Below are 16,265 nucleotides of genomic sequence, written 5' to 3' on the forward strand. Positions count from 1 at the left end.
AAAGCTGTCGCGAGGGGGCAGGCTTGGGCGAGCCCCCTTTTTTACTCTTCGGATCAGTGCGGGTGTGCGTGGCAGTCGTTGATCGCGGCGCGTTCGGCGCCGCCGAGGATGTTGAACAACAGGTTCAGCGTCAGCGCGCTGAGGGTGGCCATGGCGATCCCGCTGTGGGTGATCGGGCTCATCCACAACGGCAGGTGGGCGAAAAATTCCGGACGCACCACCGGGATCAGGCCCATGCCGATGCTCACGGCTACCAGCAATTGATTGCGGCGGTCGCCGATGTCGGCTTCCTGCAGGATCTTGATGCCGGTCGCCGCCACCATGCCGAACATCGCAATCGCCGCGCCACCCAGCACCGCCGGTGGAATCGATGCCACCAGGAACGCCGCTTTCGGCAGCAGGCTCAGGACGATCAGCAGACCGCCGGCAACGATGGTCACCGAGCGGCAGCGCACGCCGGTCATCTGCACCAGGCCGATGTTCTGCGCGAAGGAGGAGTGGGTGAAGGTGTTGAAGAAGCCGGCGAAGAACGACGCGCCGGCATCACACAGCAGGCCGCGACGCAGCATGCGCGGGCAGACTTCCTGGCCGGTGATCTTGCCCAGCGCGAGGAACATCCCGGTGGACTCGACGAAGATGATCACCACCACCAGGCACATCGACAGGATCGGTGCCAGTTCGAACTTCGGCATGCCGAAATGCAGCGGGGTGACGAACTGAACCCACGGCGCGTTGGCCATGCCGCTCAGGTCGACCATGCCGATGGCGCCGCAGAGCACGTAGCCCAGGCACATGCCGATCAGCACGGAAATGTTGACCCAGAAACCGCGCATGAAGCGGTGGATCAACAGAATGGTGGCCAGCACCAGTGCGGCGATGGCCAGGTAAATCGGTGAACCGAATTGAGCAGCGCCAGCGCCGCCGCCGGCCCAGTTTACGGCCACGGGGAACAGCGACAAACCGATCGAGGTGATGACCGTGCCGGTCACCAGAGGCGGGAAGAAGCGTACGACCTTGGACATGAACGGCGCGATGATCATGCCGAAGAACCCGGCGGCGATGGTGGCGCCGAAGATTCCCTGCAGACCGATGCCGGGCATGCCGGCCATGGCGACCATGCTGCCGACGGCGGCGAAACTGGCGCCCATCATTACCGGCATGCGAATGCCCATCGGGCCGATGCCCAGAGATTGCACGATGGTGGCGATGCCAGCGACCAGCAGGTCGGCGTTGATCAGGAAGGCGATTTCTTCACGACTCAGGCCAGCGGCCTGTCCAATGATCAGCGGTACCGCGATGGCGCCGCCGTACATCAGCAGTACATGTTGCAAACCGACCAGGATCAGTTGCAAAAGGGGCAAACGCTGAATGGCGGGTGCGTCGGGGATGCGCGCTTTGGACAGCTCGGACATGCAACACCTCGGATCTTTTTTATTCTTGTGATTAACAGCTGCCGGGTTGCTCACAGCTGTTTCTTTGCATCAGGTAAGCCGCGTTGCGGCTAATCGCTGGCAAGCCAGCTCCCACACAGGCAGTGCAAAACCCTGTGGGAGCTGGCTTGCCAGCGATGCTTTTACTGCTTAGTTGGTCTGGGCTCCCTGGGCGATCCATGCACCGATCAGGTCACGTTCCTGCTGGGTCATCTGTGTGATGTTGCCCAGTGGCATGATCTGCGTGGTGATGGCTTGCGCCTGGATCCGTGCCGCGTTCTGGCGGATCTGCTCGGGGGTGTCGAACATCACGCCGGCCGGTGCAGCGCTGAACAGCGGGCTGGTCGGTTTGGCCGAGTGACAGACCGCGCAGCGTTCCTGGATCACGTTGTGCACCTTGTCGAACGCAGGACCGGCGTTGGACGCCTGAGCCGGAGCGGCGGCCGGTGCAGCAGGGGCGGCCGGTTGTGCAGCTTCAGCCGGTTTCGCGCCACCACCCAGCGCCGTTTCCGGCAGTGGCTGGTACTCGATTTTCGCAGGCGCCTTGGCCACGTCTGGAGCGGTCGACATCGGCGCAGGGCCGGTGACGTACGCCAGACTGATCATGCCCACCGCTGCCACAGGCAGGGTCCAGGCAAACTTGTGGCTGTCGTGACGGGTGTTGAAGTAGTGACGCACCAACACCGCCAACACTGCGATCCCGGCCAGGATCAGCCAGTTGTACTGGCTGCCGTAAGTGCTCGGGAAGTGGTTGCTGATCATGATGAACAGCACCGGCAGGGTGAAGTAGTTGTTGTGACGCGAACGCAGCAGGCCTTTGGCCGGCAGGGCCGGATCCGGCGTGCGGTTCTCGGCGATCGCGGCCACCAGTGCGCGCTGGGCCGGCATGATGATGCGGAACACGTTGCCGACCATGATGGTGCCGATGATCGCGCCGACGTGCAGGTACGCACCACGACCGCTGAACACCTTGCTGAAGCCAAACGCCGCGCCGATGATCAGCACGAACAGGATGAAGCCGAGCAGGGCAGGTTTTTTGCCCAGAGGCGAATCGCAGAGGAAGTCGTAGATGAACCAGCCGGCGATCAGCGAACCGATGCCGATGGCCACGCCTTCAGGGCCGGTCAGGCCGCTGCCGGGTGCCACGAGGTAGAGCACGGGGTTGGAGTAGAACACCACGCACAGCAGCGCGATCCCCGACATCCAGGTGAAATAGGCTTCCCATTTGAACCAGTGCAGGTTCTCCGGCATCGACGGAGGGGCCAGTTTGTATTTTTCCAGGTGATAGATACCGCCGCCGTGGATCGCCCACAGATCACCGGCAAGACCGGTTTTCGGGTTGACGCGGTTGAGGTTGTTCTCCAGCCAGACGAAGTAGAACGACGCGCCGATCCAGGCCACGCCAGTGATCATGTGAACCCAGCGCACGCTCAGGTTCAGCCATTCCAACAGATGTGCTTCCACAGTCTTTACCTCTCGCCCGTCACTCTTGTTGTCGAGTGATCGGACCTTCTCTTATTGGTGGGGGGCGAGGATCAAACGCTCATCCTCTTTGAAAAAATGCTCATCGCAGTTATTGCCTGTGCCACTGCGATCAACCACCAGGAAGTCATCCCGCTTTTCGATCGTCAGCACCGGGTGGTGCCAGACGCCGCGATGGTAATTGATGCCCTGCCTGCCGTTGGTGACGAAGGCGCGGACCAAGCCTGATACAGGTTCATCGCCAAGTGGCGCGACCACGATCAGAAAGGGGTTGCCGAGCAGCGGAATGAAAGCCTGGCTGCCCAGCGGATGGCGTTCCAGCATGCTGACGGTCAGCGGCATGTCCTGCGCGTCGGCGCGGAAGATGCTGATGATCGCGTTGTCCTCAGGCGTCGCGGTTTCGACCGTCGCCAGTTTGTGGAAGCGCATGGTCGAACCGTTGTTGATCATGAAGTGATCGCTGCCGTCGGTTTCGATCACGTCACCGAAAGGGGCGAAGGCTTCTTTGGTCAGCGGTTCAATCGTCAGTGTGCGCATGCTGTTCTTCTTATCCGAATTCTGTGTTGTTGGTTCTGTTGCTATCGCTGGCAGGCCAGCTCCCACATCTGGAATACATTCCCTTGTGGGAGCCAGCCTGCTGGCGATCGGGTTCAGCGCTTATTTAGCGACCTTGCCCAGTACGCGCAGGCGGCTCACACCACCATCCGGGAACACGTTCAGACGGATGTGGGTGATCGGGCCCAGTGCCTTGATCTGCTCGACGAAGGTGTGTTCGGCGTGCATTTCCAGCTTCTGGCTTGGCAGCAGCTCGCGCCAGAACAGCGACTGGGTTTCGATCTGGCTGTCGGTGCCGCCCTTGACGAACGCGCCCTGGATCGAGCAGGTGTCCGGGTAGTTGCCCTTGAAGTGCAGGGTGTCGACGATGATTTTTTCGATCTCGCCCGGGTGGCCCAGCGCGACGATCACCCAGTCATTGCCCGGGGTGCGACGACGTGCGGTTTCCCAGCCGTCGCCCATGTTGATGCCACGGCCCGGGTTGAGAATGTTGCTCATGCGGCCGAAGTGTTCGTCGGAGCAGGCGAGGGCGCGGCCACCGTTGAGGGCTGCTGCCAGGTCCACTTGCTCGTTGTCGCCAACCGCCGACCAGTCGCGGAACGGAATGCCGTACACGCGCAGACGGGCCACGCCGCCATCCGGGTAGATGTTGAAGCGCAGGTGGCTGAACGCCTTGTCGTTGCTGATTTCGTGGTAGTGGTGGCTGTTGCCCTGCAGCTCGACGGCCGACAGCACTTCAGTCCACTGGGTGTTTTCGTCCGGCTCGCCCGACGCCAGGAAGCAGGCTTCCAGCGAGGCCGATGGCGGGAAGTTGCCGGTGAAGAATGAAGTGTCGATGTCCACGCCTTTGATCGAACCCGGTACGCCCAGGCGGATCACCGCGCTGTCGTAGCCTTCGAAGCGCTTGCGGCGCGATTCCCAGCCGTCCATCCACTTGCCGTTGTCATCGAACACGCCCTCCTTCCACACGGCCGGGGTCGGCTGAAACAGACGATTGGCGTCTGCGAACCAGTCATCGGTGACCGAGATGATTTTGGTGCCCAGACGGGCATCGGCCAGGTTGACGAACTTCTCGAAAGGTACGGCGTAAGCTTTCATTCTTCTTGTCTGCCTTTAAATAAGTGGCTTGGGATGCTTGCAGGGCCCTGGGAAACACAAGCGTTCTAGAGGCTTCTCGGGCCAGGCTCGCTAGAGAGTCAGTAATCGGAACAGGGCGATCTTGTTGATCTCCGCCAGCGCACATTTGAACTCGGTGTCGACCGGGTTGTGAATGCGCGTTTCGAACGCCGCGAGGATCTGATGCCGGTTGCTGCCTTTTACCGCCATGATGAAGGGAAACTTGAACTTGGCTTTGTAGGCGTCGTTCAGCTCGGTGAAGCGCTGGAACTCTTCGGCCGTGCATTGGTGAATACCGGCGCCAGCCTGTTCATTGGTGCTGGCTTCGGTCAACTCGCCCTGGACGGCAGCTTTGCCGGCCAGGTCCGGGTGAGCGTTGATCAGTGCCAGCTGACTGGCGTGATCGGCGCTCAACAGGATGTCGCTCATGCGCTGGTGCAGGGTTTCGATCTGGTCGATCGATGCGTCCTGGCCCAGGTCGAAGGCCTTCTCGGCCACCCATGGCGAATGTTCGTAGATGTCGGCGAAGGCTTTGACGAAGGCGTCGCGGCTCAGGGTCGACGGTTGCAGGGTTTGAAAGGTGCTCATTTGGCAGCCCCTTGGTACGGGTGGGTTTCGTGCCAGTGACGCGCGATGTCGACGCGGCGGCTGAACCACACCTGTTCATGACTTTTAGCGTATTCGATAAAGCGCTTGAGCGAAGCCAGACGCGCCGGACGGCCCACCAGACGGCAGTGCAGACCGATCGACAGCATCTTCGGTGCTTCGGCGCCTTCGGCATAAAGCACGTCGAACGCATCTTTGAGGTATTCGAAGAAATCGTCGCCCTTGTTGAAACCCTGGACCTGGGTGAAACGCATGTCGTTGGTGTCCAGGGTGTACGGGATCACCAGGTGCGGCTTGCCGGTCGGGTTGTTCGGTTCCCAGTAGGGCAGGTCGTCGTCATAGGTGTCGCAGTCGTAGAGGAAACCGCCTTCTTCCATCACCAGGCGACGGGTGTTCGGGCCAGTGCGACCGGTGTACCAGCCCAGTGGGCGCTCGCCGGTGAGTTCGGTGAGGATGCGGATCGCTTCGAGCATGTGCTCGCGTTCCTGCGCTTCGTCCATGTACTGGTAGTCGATCCAGCGGTAGCCGTGGCTGCAGATCTCGTGACCGGCCTCGACCATCGCGCGGATCACGTCCGGGTGACGCTGGGCGGCCATGGCCACGGCGAAGATGGTCAGCGGAATATCGAATTCCTTGAACAGTTTCAGGATCCGCCAGACGCCGGCACGGCTGCCATACTCGTAAAGCGATTCCATGCTCATATTGCGCGCGCCTTGCAGAGGCTGGGCAGCAACCATCTCGGACAGGAAGGCTTCCGATTCTTTGTCGCCGTGCAGAATGTTGCGCTCGCCGCCTTCTTCGTAATTGAGTACGAACGACAGGGCGATCCGGGCATTGCCCGGCCAGTGTGGGTGAGGAGGGTTACTGCCGTAACCGATCAGGTCGCGTGGGTAGTCAGCGCTCACTGCAGTCTTCCTTCTTATTCGTTGACAGATTGTGTGGCGCCCTGAAGTTTGAATGGCAGGCTGGCGTCACAGCGATGGGCTGATTGTATACAACTTTATTCTCAATTTGTAAGCCTGAATTTTCGCATTTTTCACCGGCTGTCATCTTTTGCTGTTAATGGCGTGAACCTGCAAGAAACCTGCCTGACCAGTCAGCTAATGGATTGGGGGTTCAATGAATGCGAGGTTATGGGGCAAATCACCGGGAAATCGAAGGATGGCGGGGGTAGCAGCAAAAATGTCGTTTTTATTGTGTACAATTTTTTTGAAAAGTGTCTTAATCAATCGCTCGCCGCAGCTTTTCGTGCTCCGAAACGGTGCGGTCTCCTTTTCAACTGACTTCGGGAGGCGCGAGGTCTGACTGCTCCACGCAGGCAGGCGCGCAGAATCAATGGGACGTTTGACAACACACGTTTTGGACGCTGCACACGGTTGCCCGGGCAGCTCGATCAAGGTCGAGCTGTACCGCGTTGAAGGTTCGCACCTGGAATTGGTCGCCAGTGCGCTTACCAACAGCGATGGCCGGGTCGATGCGCCACTGCTGCAAGGCGATGACTACCGTACCGGTGTCTATCAGGTTCAGTTCCACGCCGGCGATTACTACCGCGCCCGTGGCGTCCAGTTGCCGGAGCCGGCATTCCTGGACGTGGTCGTGCTGCGGTTCGGCATTTCTGCCGAACAGGATCACTACCACGTACCGTTGCTGATCTCGCCTTACAGCTATTCCACCTATCGGGGCAGCTGACCCCCAAGCAGCTGCCCCTACCGGGAAGCGACTGCGCATATAGCTTCTTTGGTCTTTCGCCCGCTCACACTGCGGGCTTTTTTTCGTCTGTCATTCAGCAATCTGCGATCACAGCCGTGGGTGCCCGTCGCGCACGATAAACACTGTGTCGTCAGCGTTTGCAAGCGTCTGCGGGCCGCCCCTGAGCCAGACGACTTTGTTTCTGGCATTTGCTGCGATCACCGCTGCCGCCGCCGGTGCGCCCACCTGAATATGCAGGCGCAAGCTGGCGCTGTTCTGATCGACATTCAGAGTCTGGTTGATCTTGCGGCCCCGGATGCGATGCAGGCTGATGAAGAATACATAGTCATGCCCGGTGCGCTTGAACACCAATGCCGGATACGAGTTGGAAGGGCTAGGATCGAACACGGCGTAACCGTTACGGGTCAGCAGCGTCGCCATGAAGCGTTTGAGATCCACCGCCGATTGGGTATTGGTCGAATACAGCCATTCCTGGCGAAACAGCGCCGGATCGAAATCCAGTCGCTGCAGCGGACCACCCGATTCCGGCGTCGGTAGTTCGATCACACGGATCGTTCCAGCGCCCGACGTTGGCAGGATCGGCAACATCAGCAACGGATCCGCCAATTGCTGGCGTGGAGTGTCGTTTCCGGTTTCCCAGTCGTTGAAGGTTTGTCGCAGCAAGGTCAGTCCCGAGCCGGTGGCGGTATTGGTTCCGTTTGCCAGCACAAACTGGTGAAACGCGACATTCTCCTGCGAGCTCGCGGACAACTCGGGAAAGTATCGAGCGACGTAATTCGTCAATGGACGATCGAATGGCAACGTCGGATCGATTTGCCAGTGCTGGGCAGGCGGAACCTGAATGGCGCCTCGCGGCTGTTGCTGCGGGTCCAGTCGGAGTGTGCGCTCCAGCAGGTCGAAGTCGTAGATCAGGTGACTCGGGTTCTTGATATAGACGATCGGATCTCTCGCATCGCCTGGCGGAATGACTTTGTACTGGATACCGTCGACGCGAATGTCACCCGGGGTGGCATGTTGCGGGTCGATGCCCCAATCGCTCCACGGCGTCTCTTCCAGGCGAGAGCGTTTTGACGGTACGGCTGACGGTTCATCATCCGGCAATCGGTGGCGTGTGATGGTCAGCCTGGAAGTATCTGGCGCGGTTTCCACGGGAACCGGGCGCCACATCAGCGTCCCTTCAACCCGCTCCAGCAACGGACCGGACGCGAAGAGTTCGTTCGATAAACGAGCTCTTACTCCATCCTGTGCATCGGGGTCGATCAGCACGGTGCCACCCTCGACAAGATCGACATAGGCATAGCGTCCGGCGGAACGAATGCCGCTCGGCAAGTCGGGAGGCGGCAACCTGTTGACCAGCCCGGGTGCAAGAAAATAACTGCCGATCGGCCTTTGCGCGGTGCTGGCCCTGACCTGTGTCTCGGCAGGAAGATCGTAGATTTCGATCATCTGACGGCGAGTCACGGGCGGCGCAGGCAATTGCCAGGCCGGATGCGTGAGGGTTGGGTCGATCAAGGTGTCGGGCGTCAGGCGTGGGGGGACTGGAATGTCCGGCGTGGTGTCTCGTACGACAGGCGTGGAGTCCGGTGTATCCGTTTTCGGTCGGGTGGGGCGTTTGGGGCTCATTGATGATCAGCCTTCGCGAAGAATGAAGAGGGTGGGTTGGTCCGGACTCGGTCGTTGAATGCCGCCCACCAGATAGTTGATTTTGTCTTGTGCCAGCAGGGTGTTCAGCCGTTGCCGTCCGGTTTCGTCGAGTGTCATCAGCGCTGCCGAGCTGGTCAGTTCGGAACCCGGTCGGGTGTATCGCGGGATGAAGTCGGAGGAGACGAGCGGGAGCTTCAGTACGAAAAGCGAGTCCAGTCCTTCCCGACGGAAAACCAGCGAGTTTTCCAGCAGCAGGGGATCTGGCGGACTGACCGTGTAGCCGCTCTTGACCAGAATTTTGTAGAAGAGCTTTTGCAAGCTCGCAGCCCCCGGTTCAGCCGTATATTCATTCCATTGCTGCGAAAATTTCTGCGGATCAATATCGACTCGCTGCAGGCTTGGCCCGCTTGTCGGGGGCAGTACGATCCCTCCCCCGAAAGTGCCGTCATCGATGATGGGCTGGATCGGCAGCAACATCAGCGGATCTGCGAGCTGTCGGTGGGCGGGGATGGTCCTGTTTTCCCAGTAACGGAACGTCTGGCTCAGTGCCTGCAATCCCTCACCATTGATCACTTCGGCGCCACGTGACGCGCTGAACATGGCCTTGGCCACGGCCCTGGCGGATTGCCCGGACAAGTACTCGAAGGTATCGGCGACGTATTGCGTCAGCGGTTTTTCGAATGGCAGGTGATCGTCTGCAACGACCCACCGGTTGTCCGGGGCACGGGCTGCCCAGCGCGGTTGTAGCGTGCGATTGTCTACGAGCATCTGTTCGAAAGCTTCGAAGCGTTCCGGGTTGAAGCGCGGGTGCTTGATGCAGACGATGGGTGTATTGGAGCGAACAATCTGCGACACGATCGGGTAGTGCAGCCCATCTACTTCAACCGATTGACCGCTGGTGGGTTTTGTCGGTTGACCCCAGCTTCGCCATGGCTTGCTGGACAGGTCCAGTGGTTGCTGGATGGTTGTCGAAGCCTTGTCGGCGAACGGGTCCGGATCGGTCGACGCGTCATCCTCATTCAGTCGCGGGCGTTTGCTCGGACCGGCTTGCTCGTCCGGCTCGTCGACATGCGAGCGACGTGCCGCGATGGCTTGGCGTTTTTGCCACAGATTCGTGCCATGGATCCGCTCGACTTGAAAACCGGATGGCGTCAACTCGCTGGCCGAGGTCAGTTGATAGCGGCCGTCAGGGTGTTGATGAACCATGGCAGTGCCTTCGCGCATGTCGACATAGGTTCGTTCACGACCGTCACGGCGAATGCCTTGCGGTGAGTCTGCTGCCGGGGTCAGCCTGAGGGCCAGATGAACGGGAATGAACACGGGTGATGTCGGCCTCGCCGAGGCGTCAGGTGCAATGACTGACCCGTGTGGATGCTGGCGGGTCAGCATCTCGCTGACCTCGACCGAGGGCTGTTTGCCCCCGCCATGGTCTGCCGTGTGTTGCGATGAATGTCCGGCGAACGTCAGCTCGACGGTTGGCAAATGCGTGCCGGGGCGAATGTTCGAAACGTGATCGACATTGATAGGAGGCGTGTCTGTCAAGGACCTGGGAGGCGACGAACTCGCGGGAGGAATCTGCTTGGGTGGCTTGGCCATTTGAAGTGCTCCGATGTACGACTGATTCAGCGGTGTAAAGCCATGGAGTGGTGCTGGCTAAAGGGGGCTGAATGATCGTCAAAGCAGGCTTCTGGCGTGTGGTACATATATCAATTGGCGCAAGCGACTGATGCAAAGCGTTTCCAGCGGAGTCCGTGACTCCCGAGGGCGTCAGTTGTAGTGCGATTGTCCGGATAAAAGCCAGGCGAGGTGTTTCGCCTGTTCCAGTTTTGCCGGGTAATCCAGCGAGAGATCGCCCATCAGCCTGACGCATTGATCGCGCAAGGCTCTCAAAGCTTGCTCGCCAAGTGGAGGAGAGTAAGCGAGACCGATCTGTGCCACTTCTTCGAACAGTTTCAATTGGTGGGTACAGTGATTGGTTGTCTGCAGATCCCGGGGGGCAATGGTGCGGGACTTGTCTGTGTCGAGCATCCATTTGCGCTGTGTCAGGTGATACCGCAGTGCACCGAGGCTGCCATCTTTCATGACCATGTTGCGTACAAGTATGTGGTCTTCCGGATGTTGCTTCAGCCCGGCAGGCAAGGAGGTCGAAACATCGGTTGCCGGTACCAGGAACCGTGCGTCTATCGCTTCGATATAGACCGCCTCGAAAATCAGATCGACCGCCCAGACAATGCCCTGCGCGGTTATCACGCGAACCTGGTCGATCAGGTCGCCCGTGTTCTGGTATTGCGGCAGATAGATGATCGTCTGCCCGATCTGCAACTGGTTGTCGATGAGCCTGATCTCCACCTCGCCCAGGCTGGAGGCGTCGAATTCCCAGGTCGAGGAAAAGGCCAGTTGCTGGCTCGCGGTCGCCAATGCGCCTGGCGTGGAAATGCGCAACGACATGCCGGGGTTGAGGTGGACGAGGTACTTCGAACCTTCACCGGTGAGGCTTTCCACGGCAGTCTGTTGCGCAGCCGGTTTGAGCATGACGCACTTCTCCCCGCTACCTAGCGCATGTGTCTGGTTGTCGAGCGGTTGCAGGTATTGATGCGTTCCCGCTCTGGGGGAAAGTGGCAGAGGCACGTTGCTGGTCCAATGCATCGGGCCGCTTATTTCAAACGTGTCGTTCAAAAAATGACTGTCGGTGACAGGGGGTTGGATAAGTCGATAAGACGCGCCGTCGTTCATGATCAGAATGAACGAGTGGTTGGTTGCCAGCTCGGGGGCCTTCAACCGGGGCTTGAGATCGCGCATGCCGGACACGGTCGAAGAGGCAAGATTTTTGATCGATAGCTGTTTGCTGCCGAAATGCAGGGTCAGCCCGCATTCCTTGTACATTATGTAGTTGAAATGAGTTCCGCGCATGAGGTCGGCGTTGTAATAAGCCTCGACGTGAGTCAGTTCTGTGCTGGCACAATCGATGTGCAGCGTAGTGACCCCTGTATTACCGGGCGTTGTTACCTGGAAAACCGTCTGGATATTGTTGCGTGACAGCCAGTAGCTCGAACTTCTGTCGTTGGGGACGGTGAGCTGCTTATCAAACACAATGACCGGAAGCTGGCGTGTTCCCTGTCGCAGGATCACCACTTCCACATCGACCGCTAGCGGCGTTTCTATGCTGGCTGGAAGTTCCGGCACGAGATGAAATCCATCTTTGCTGATGAAGGTCAGTTTTCCATTCTGTAGCAATCGTTTGTCCCCGGTTTGCTGGTAGACATTCTTGATCCGGACAATTTTCTTGCTGGTATCGTCGAATTCGAATCCTGACGTGATGACCAGTTCCCGTTTTTCAATCTTCCAGCTTTCGATCAGCTCGCAGCGCCAGTCCAGCGCAATGATGCTTTCATCTGCGCCGTCTTCAATAATCGATACCATGCCGGGGACGTGAGCGATTGCGTAGGCATCCTTGCCTTTGCCGCCATTGGCCGATACGTAACTGCCGAGTAAATAAATCTGGTCCTCGCCGGGGCCTGCATCAATCTCGTCGCGACCACGGGACTTGATGATGTTCGGACCGTCACTACCGATGACTTCATTGGTTGCACCGGCCAGCGTCTCGACGTTTTCGATACTTTGCAGATGACTGTGCAGCCTGTAGGCCTGCTCTTTTGGAGTGAGCGGCTTGACCAGCAGCGACATCTCGCCCTTATGCAAATCAACTCGGAATCCGTAACGATCTTCGTTGGTTTGCGGAAAGTGCCCCGCCAGTTTCAGCGTGTCGTTACCTGCATCACCTTGCAGTTCGGAAATCAGTGTTTCTTGCGTGCCGGTTTTCAGCAGGTCGGCAGCGCCCTCGAAGATGAACTCGTCGGCTTTCTCGCCACCGTTCAGGGATTTATGGCCGGCACCGTAATAGAACCTGTTCGGTTTTTTCTTTACCCCCAGAATCGTGTCGTTACCGCCACCGATAAACCATAGGATGTCTTTGTCGTCGGCAGAAGTTCCAAACACTGCCCCGGGTGTGTCTTGGGTGACGCCTGCATGTGCGTCGATGTTGTCGTTGTTATCGCTGATTCGTGGACGCTTGATGGTTTTGTACTTCGGGTTTTCCGGGGTCCACTCATAAGTCGCGACCTGGAGTGATTCGACTTCCACCCGGAAACTGCCATTGATGATGGCTTCGGTCTGATCCTTGAGTGTTTCGTCCAGCAACTTGCGGGCGGTGGTTTGAAGTTGTTGTGAATGTCGGGCAGCCGATCTGGCAATGAGGTGACGATCTTCAATGCTTTCATCCGGGCTGATGCCCCAGAAAGCGAACCAGCCGGTACGCAGACGCTCTTCGGTGGTCAGCGTGATGTAATCGTCAATGTCATCGACTACATTGATTGCCGCCCAGACTCGCGATCCCGCGACCAGCAGCAAACCCGCGACCAGCCCGATCGGGCCGGCCGAGGAAAATCCGGCCAGGGCCGCGGCGCCGAGCAGCACGGTCATGGTCGCGCTGGTGACGCTCAGCCCGGCATTCACATAATTATTGATCGACTCTTTCCCGGTTGTCCTGGCTGCCGCTTTGAAACCATCCACTGCAGAAATGACATCGAACGGCAGCGTCAGGGCACCGCCGATCAAGCCACCGCCGCGACCCAACTTGAGGGCGAAACTGGTTTTGGCAAATCCCTTGTAGGCACTCTCGCTGGCTTTGAGCATTTGTGTGGCTTTGCGGGCGACGGCCAGATCGATCGCTATCGAAGCGACATCGGCGGTGAACGCCGAGCTGTTGAACACAATGCCATACGAATCCTTGTCTCTGATCGCATCCTGCAGACCGCGAAGACCACTGTAGATACCGAACGCCTGAAGTCCGATACCGGTGCTGGCCATGGTTCGGCTGCTTGAGCGTTTGACCCAGTTGGGAAGTGGCTCCTCGATATGGGCATGGCGGATATTGAGTCTCTGCGCCGAGTTCAGAAGTTGTTTCAGCTTGGCCTGATAAGCACCTGGATCGGTTTGAGTATCGAGTGGATCAATCAACAAGGGAGGTGCCGTGAGAGGGCGTCGGCTGGCCATTTCGAAGAGCAGGGCCGGCAGTAAATAGTCGTCTGCGCCGGTCGTTGTTTTCATCCGCGCTTCAATGGCGACCGGGTCAAATTGCAGGGCGTTGATAAAGCGCTTTCCTGGGGTACGGAAAAACGTGTTCTTGCCATCCAGGGGGTGCCCGTCGACCGTTGCGCCCAATGTGTCCAGCGCTCTGCGGCTAATGGAGTATTCGCCTATCTGCAGCGGGCCGAAGACTTGGTCCACGGTTTTAAGCTGCGCTCTTTTGTTTTTGAGCGCAGGAGAGGGCGGGCGGGAATTGTCGTCGTCATAGTCGATCGTTGAAGGTTGCCGTTCATTGGCGACAAGTTGCATGTCGGCAATGTCTGCGTCGTTATATTCGATCGAGGACGGGTGAATAAGCGTGGCCATTTGAACATCCTTGTTCTGAGATGAGGTTGTGCTGCGCCGTCATCTTAGGAAAAGGGTTCAAACGAAGTACATCGGCGGGGTGTTGCGGTGTGTTGCGTTTTGGAAGCGGAAGTTGCTGCCAGTTTCGATGCAGGACGTGAGTGTCGAAACTGGCAGTCAGATTCAAATCATCTGAGACTCAGAACATTGTCTGCAAGTATCAGTGCCCGCTGAGCAGCGATGCGGCACCGGCACCGCCGAACAATCCGGCGCTGATGCGGTTGAACCAGCTCTGGCCCTTGCCACTGCGCAGGTAACGCGCTGCACCATGGGCACCGAGGCCGTAGGTCAATTTGCACAGCAGATCGAGCAGCGTCCAGGTGGCGATCATCACCAGCAGTTGCGGCAGGAACGGTTGCTCGGCGCTGAGGAATTGCGGCAGAAACGCGGCGAAAAACAAAATGTCTTTAGGATTGCTGGCGCCAAGCACGAAGGCCCGGCTGAACAATGCGCGGAACTTAGGAACCGGTGCGGCCTGAGGCACTTCGGCCCCCACCGACGGCTGGCGCGATTGCTGCCAGCTCTGCCAGGCGAGGTAGAACAGGTAAATCGCGCCGACGATCTTCAGGGCGCTGAACAGTTTTTCGGACGCCAGCAGCAGGGCGCCCAGCCCCAGCGCCGAGGCACTGAGCAGGCAGATCGAGGCGAACACGCCACCGAGAAACGCCGGGTACGATCGACGCAGACCGTAATTCAGACTGTTGCTGATCATCAGCAACGACAGCGGCCCCGGAATCAGGATCACCACCAGCGCAGCGCCGCTGAACAGCAGCCAGGTTTCCAGACTCATCACTTGCTCCTTTTTATCGTTATCAAGAATGTGCAAAAGCCCCACCCGGTGGGGTGAGGCTGTTTTGAAGCGTGAACCGCGCAGCGCTTACAGGAAGATGAACTTGGCGATGAAGATCGCGCAGAGCACCCACAGGCTGACGGAGATCTCTTTGTATTTACCGGTGCCGGCCTTCAGCGCGACATAGGTAATGAAGCCCAGCGCGATACCGTCGGCGACCGAGAAGGTCAGCGGCATCATGATCGCGGTGACGATCGCCGGAATGCTGTCGGTCGCTTCGTCCCATTCGATGTGCGCCATGCCGCCCATCATCAGCATCGCTACGTAAATCAGCGCGCCGGCGGTGGCATAGGCGGGAATCATGCCGGCCAGCGGTGCAAAGAACATCGCGGCTATAAATAGCACACCCACGGTGACTGCGGTAAGACCAGTCCGACCACCAGCCGCTACGCCGGCGGCACTTTCCACGTAACTGGTGACCGGCGGAACGCCGACCACTGCGCCGAAAACGCTGGAGGCGGAGTCGGCTTTCATGGCGCGGGAGAGGTTTTCGATACGACCGTCAGCGTTCACCAGGTTGGCGCGCTGGGCGACGCCCATCAGGGTGCCGGCGGTGTCGAACATGTGCACGAAGAGGAAGGCCAGGACCACGCTGATCATGCTGACGTTGAACACGCCGGCGACGTTCATGGCCATGAAGGTCGGCGCCAGGCTTGGCGGGGCGGACATGATGCCCTCGTAGTGCACCAGACCAATCCCCCAGCCGGCCAGGGTCACGGTGATGATGCTGATGAGGATCGCGCCGAACACTTTGTGATAGCTGAGGATCGCGATCATCAGGAAGCAGATGGCGGCAAGCAGCGGACCGGGTTCACGCAGCGAGCCAAGTTTGATCAGGGTGGCCGGGCTATCGACGACGATGCCGGCGGTTTTGAGGCCGATCAGCCCGAGGAACAGACCCACACCGGCGCCCATCGCATAGCGCAGGCTGACCGGAATGCTGTTGAGCAGCCATTCGCGAATCCGCGAAAAGGTCAGGATCATGAACAGCACGCCCGAGACGAACACCGCACCGAGCGCGGTTTCCCAGTTGTAGCCCATGGTGCCGACCACGGTGTAGGTGAAAAACGCGTTGAGGCCCATGCCCGGCGCCAGGCCTACCGGCCAGTTGGCGTAGAGGCCCATCAGCAGGCAGCCCAGCGCGGCGGCGATACAGGTGGCAACGAAGGCTGCACCGTGATCGATCCCGGCATCGGCCATGATGTTCGGGTTGACGAAAATGATGTAAGCCATGGTGATGAAGGTTGTCAGACCGGCAATCAGCTCGGTCTTCACCGTGGTGCCATGCAAGCTGAGTTTGAAGATGCGCTCCAGCAGGCCATTGCGTAACGGCGGCGAGAGTTCCAGCGTCGATGCTTCGGATTTGCGGCTTTCCACAGCGA

12 protein-coding genes are annotated in these 16,265 nt (G+C 59.0%); 1 reads left to right on the forward strand and 11 read right to left on the reverse strand.

Features of this window, described 5'->3' with window-relative positions:
• Positions 1-53 precede the first annotated feature (53 nt).
• From CAF74_RS27840 to puuE, 6 genes are all read right to left on the reverse strand, one after another.
• The gene (locus tag CAF74_RS27840) at positions 54-1,412 is read right to left on the reverse strand and encodes a nucleobase:cation symporter-2 family protein (RefSeq protein ID WP_011333188.1); all 1,359 of its coding nucleotides are present in this window, start codon (positions 1,410-1,412) and stop codon (positions 54-56) included.
• A gap of 168 nt (positions 1,413-1,580) precedes the next feature.
• On the reverse strand, positions 1,581-2,894 hold the full coding sequence (locus tag CAF74_RS27845) for a urate hydroxylase PuuD (RefSeq protein ID WP_085748492.1): 1,314 nt from the start codon (positions 2,892-2,894) through the stop codon (positions 1,581-1,583).
• Between the two features lie 51 nt (positions 2,895-2,945).
• Complete coding sequence (locus CAF74_RS27850) at positions 2,946-3,449, reverse strand: ureidoglycolate lyase (RefSeq protein ID WP_007960046.1); 504 nt, start codon at positions 3,447-3,449, stop codon at positions 2,946-2,948.
• A gap of 120 nt (positions 3,450-3,569) precedes the next feature.
• Positions 3,570-4,565: an allantoicase gene (gene alc, locus CAF74_RS27855; protein WP_007960036.1), complete on the reverse strand. Its 996-nt coding sequence runs from the start codon at positions 4,563-4,565 to the stop codon at positions 3,570-3,572.
• Between the two features lie 90 nt (positions 4,566-4,655).
• On the reverse strand, positions 4,656-5,171 hold the full coding sequence (gene uraD, locus CAF74_RS27860; RefSeq protein WP_085748493.1) for a 2-oxo-4-hydroxy-4-carboxy-5-ureidoimidazoline decarboxylase: 516 nt from the start codon (positions 5,169-5,171) through the stop codon (positions 4,656-4,658).
• A complete protein-coding gene (puuE, locus tag CAF74_RS27865; protein WP_007960032.1) occupies positions 5,168-6,094 on the reverse strand; it encodes an allantoinase PuuE in 927 nt (308 codons plus the stop codon). The genes uraD and puuE overlap by 4 nt, the downstream gene beginning before the upstream one ends.
• A gap of 430 nt (positions 6,095-6,524) precedes the next feature.
• On the opposite strand from puuE, the gene uraH reads away from it, so the two are divergent.
• Positions 6,525-6,878 carry a hydroxyisourate hydrolase gene (gene uraH, locus CAF74_RS27870; RefSeq protein ID WP_011333195.1) on the forward strand — a complete coding sequence of 118 codons (354 nt, stop codon included), beginning with the start codon at positions 6,525-6,527 and terminating at the stop codon, positions 6,876-6,878.
• 108 nt (positions 6,879-6,986) lie between these two features.
• Here the strand turns inward: uraH and CAF74_RS27875 are convergent, their stop codons facing one another.
• The 5 genes from CAF74_RS27875 to CAF74_RS27895 all read right to left on the reverse strand — a co-directional run bounded on the left by CAF74_RS27875 (position 6,987) and on the right by CAF74_RS27895 (position 16,260).
• Positions 6,987-8,522, reverse strand: a complete 1,536-nt coding sequence (locus tag CAF74_RS27875) for a hypothetical protein (RefSeq protein WP_129973342.1) — start codon at positions 8,520-8,522, stop codon at positions 6,987-6,989.
• 6 nt (positions 8,523-8,528) lie between these two features.
• Positions 8,529-10,139, reverse strand: coding sequence for a hypothetical protein (locus tag CAF74_RS27880; protein ID WP_139832937.1), 1,611 nt, complete (start codon positions 10,137-10,139; stop codon positions 8,529-8,531).
• Positions 10,140-10,310: 171 nt separating this feature from the next.
• A complete protein-coding gene (locus CAF74_RS27885; RefSeq protein ID WP_085748496.1) occupies positions 10,311-13,994 on the reverse strand; it encodes a hypothetical protein in 3,684 nt (1,227 codons plus the stop codon).
• A 199-nt stretch (positions 13,995-14,193) separates the two neighbouring features.
• Positions 14,194-14,823 (reverse strand): LysE family translocator, encoded by a 630-nt coding sequence (locus CAF74_RS27890; RefSeq protein WP_007960020.1) that lies wholly within the window; start codon positions 14,821-14,823, stop codon positions 14,194-14,196.
• An 87-nt stretch (positions 14,824-14,910) separates the two neighbouring features.
• Positions 14,911-16,260 (reverse strand): NCS2 family permease, encoded by a 1,350-nt coding sequence (locus CAF74_RS27895; protein WP_007960018.1) that lies wholly within the window; start codon positions 16,258-16,260, stop codon positions 14,911-14,913.
• Positions 16,261-16,265 lie beyond the last annotated feature (5 nt).

The organism is Pseudomonas sp. R45(2017) (assembly GCF_002112305.1).
Taxonomy (GTDB): domain Bacteria; phylum Pseudomonadota; class Gammaproteobacteria; order Pseudomonadales; family Pseudomonadaceae; genus Aquipseudomonas; species Aquipseudomonas paraglycinae.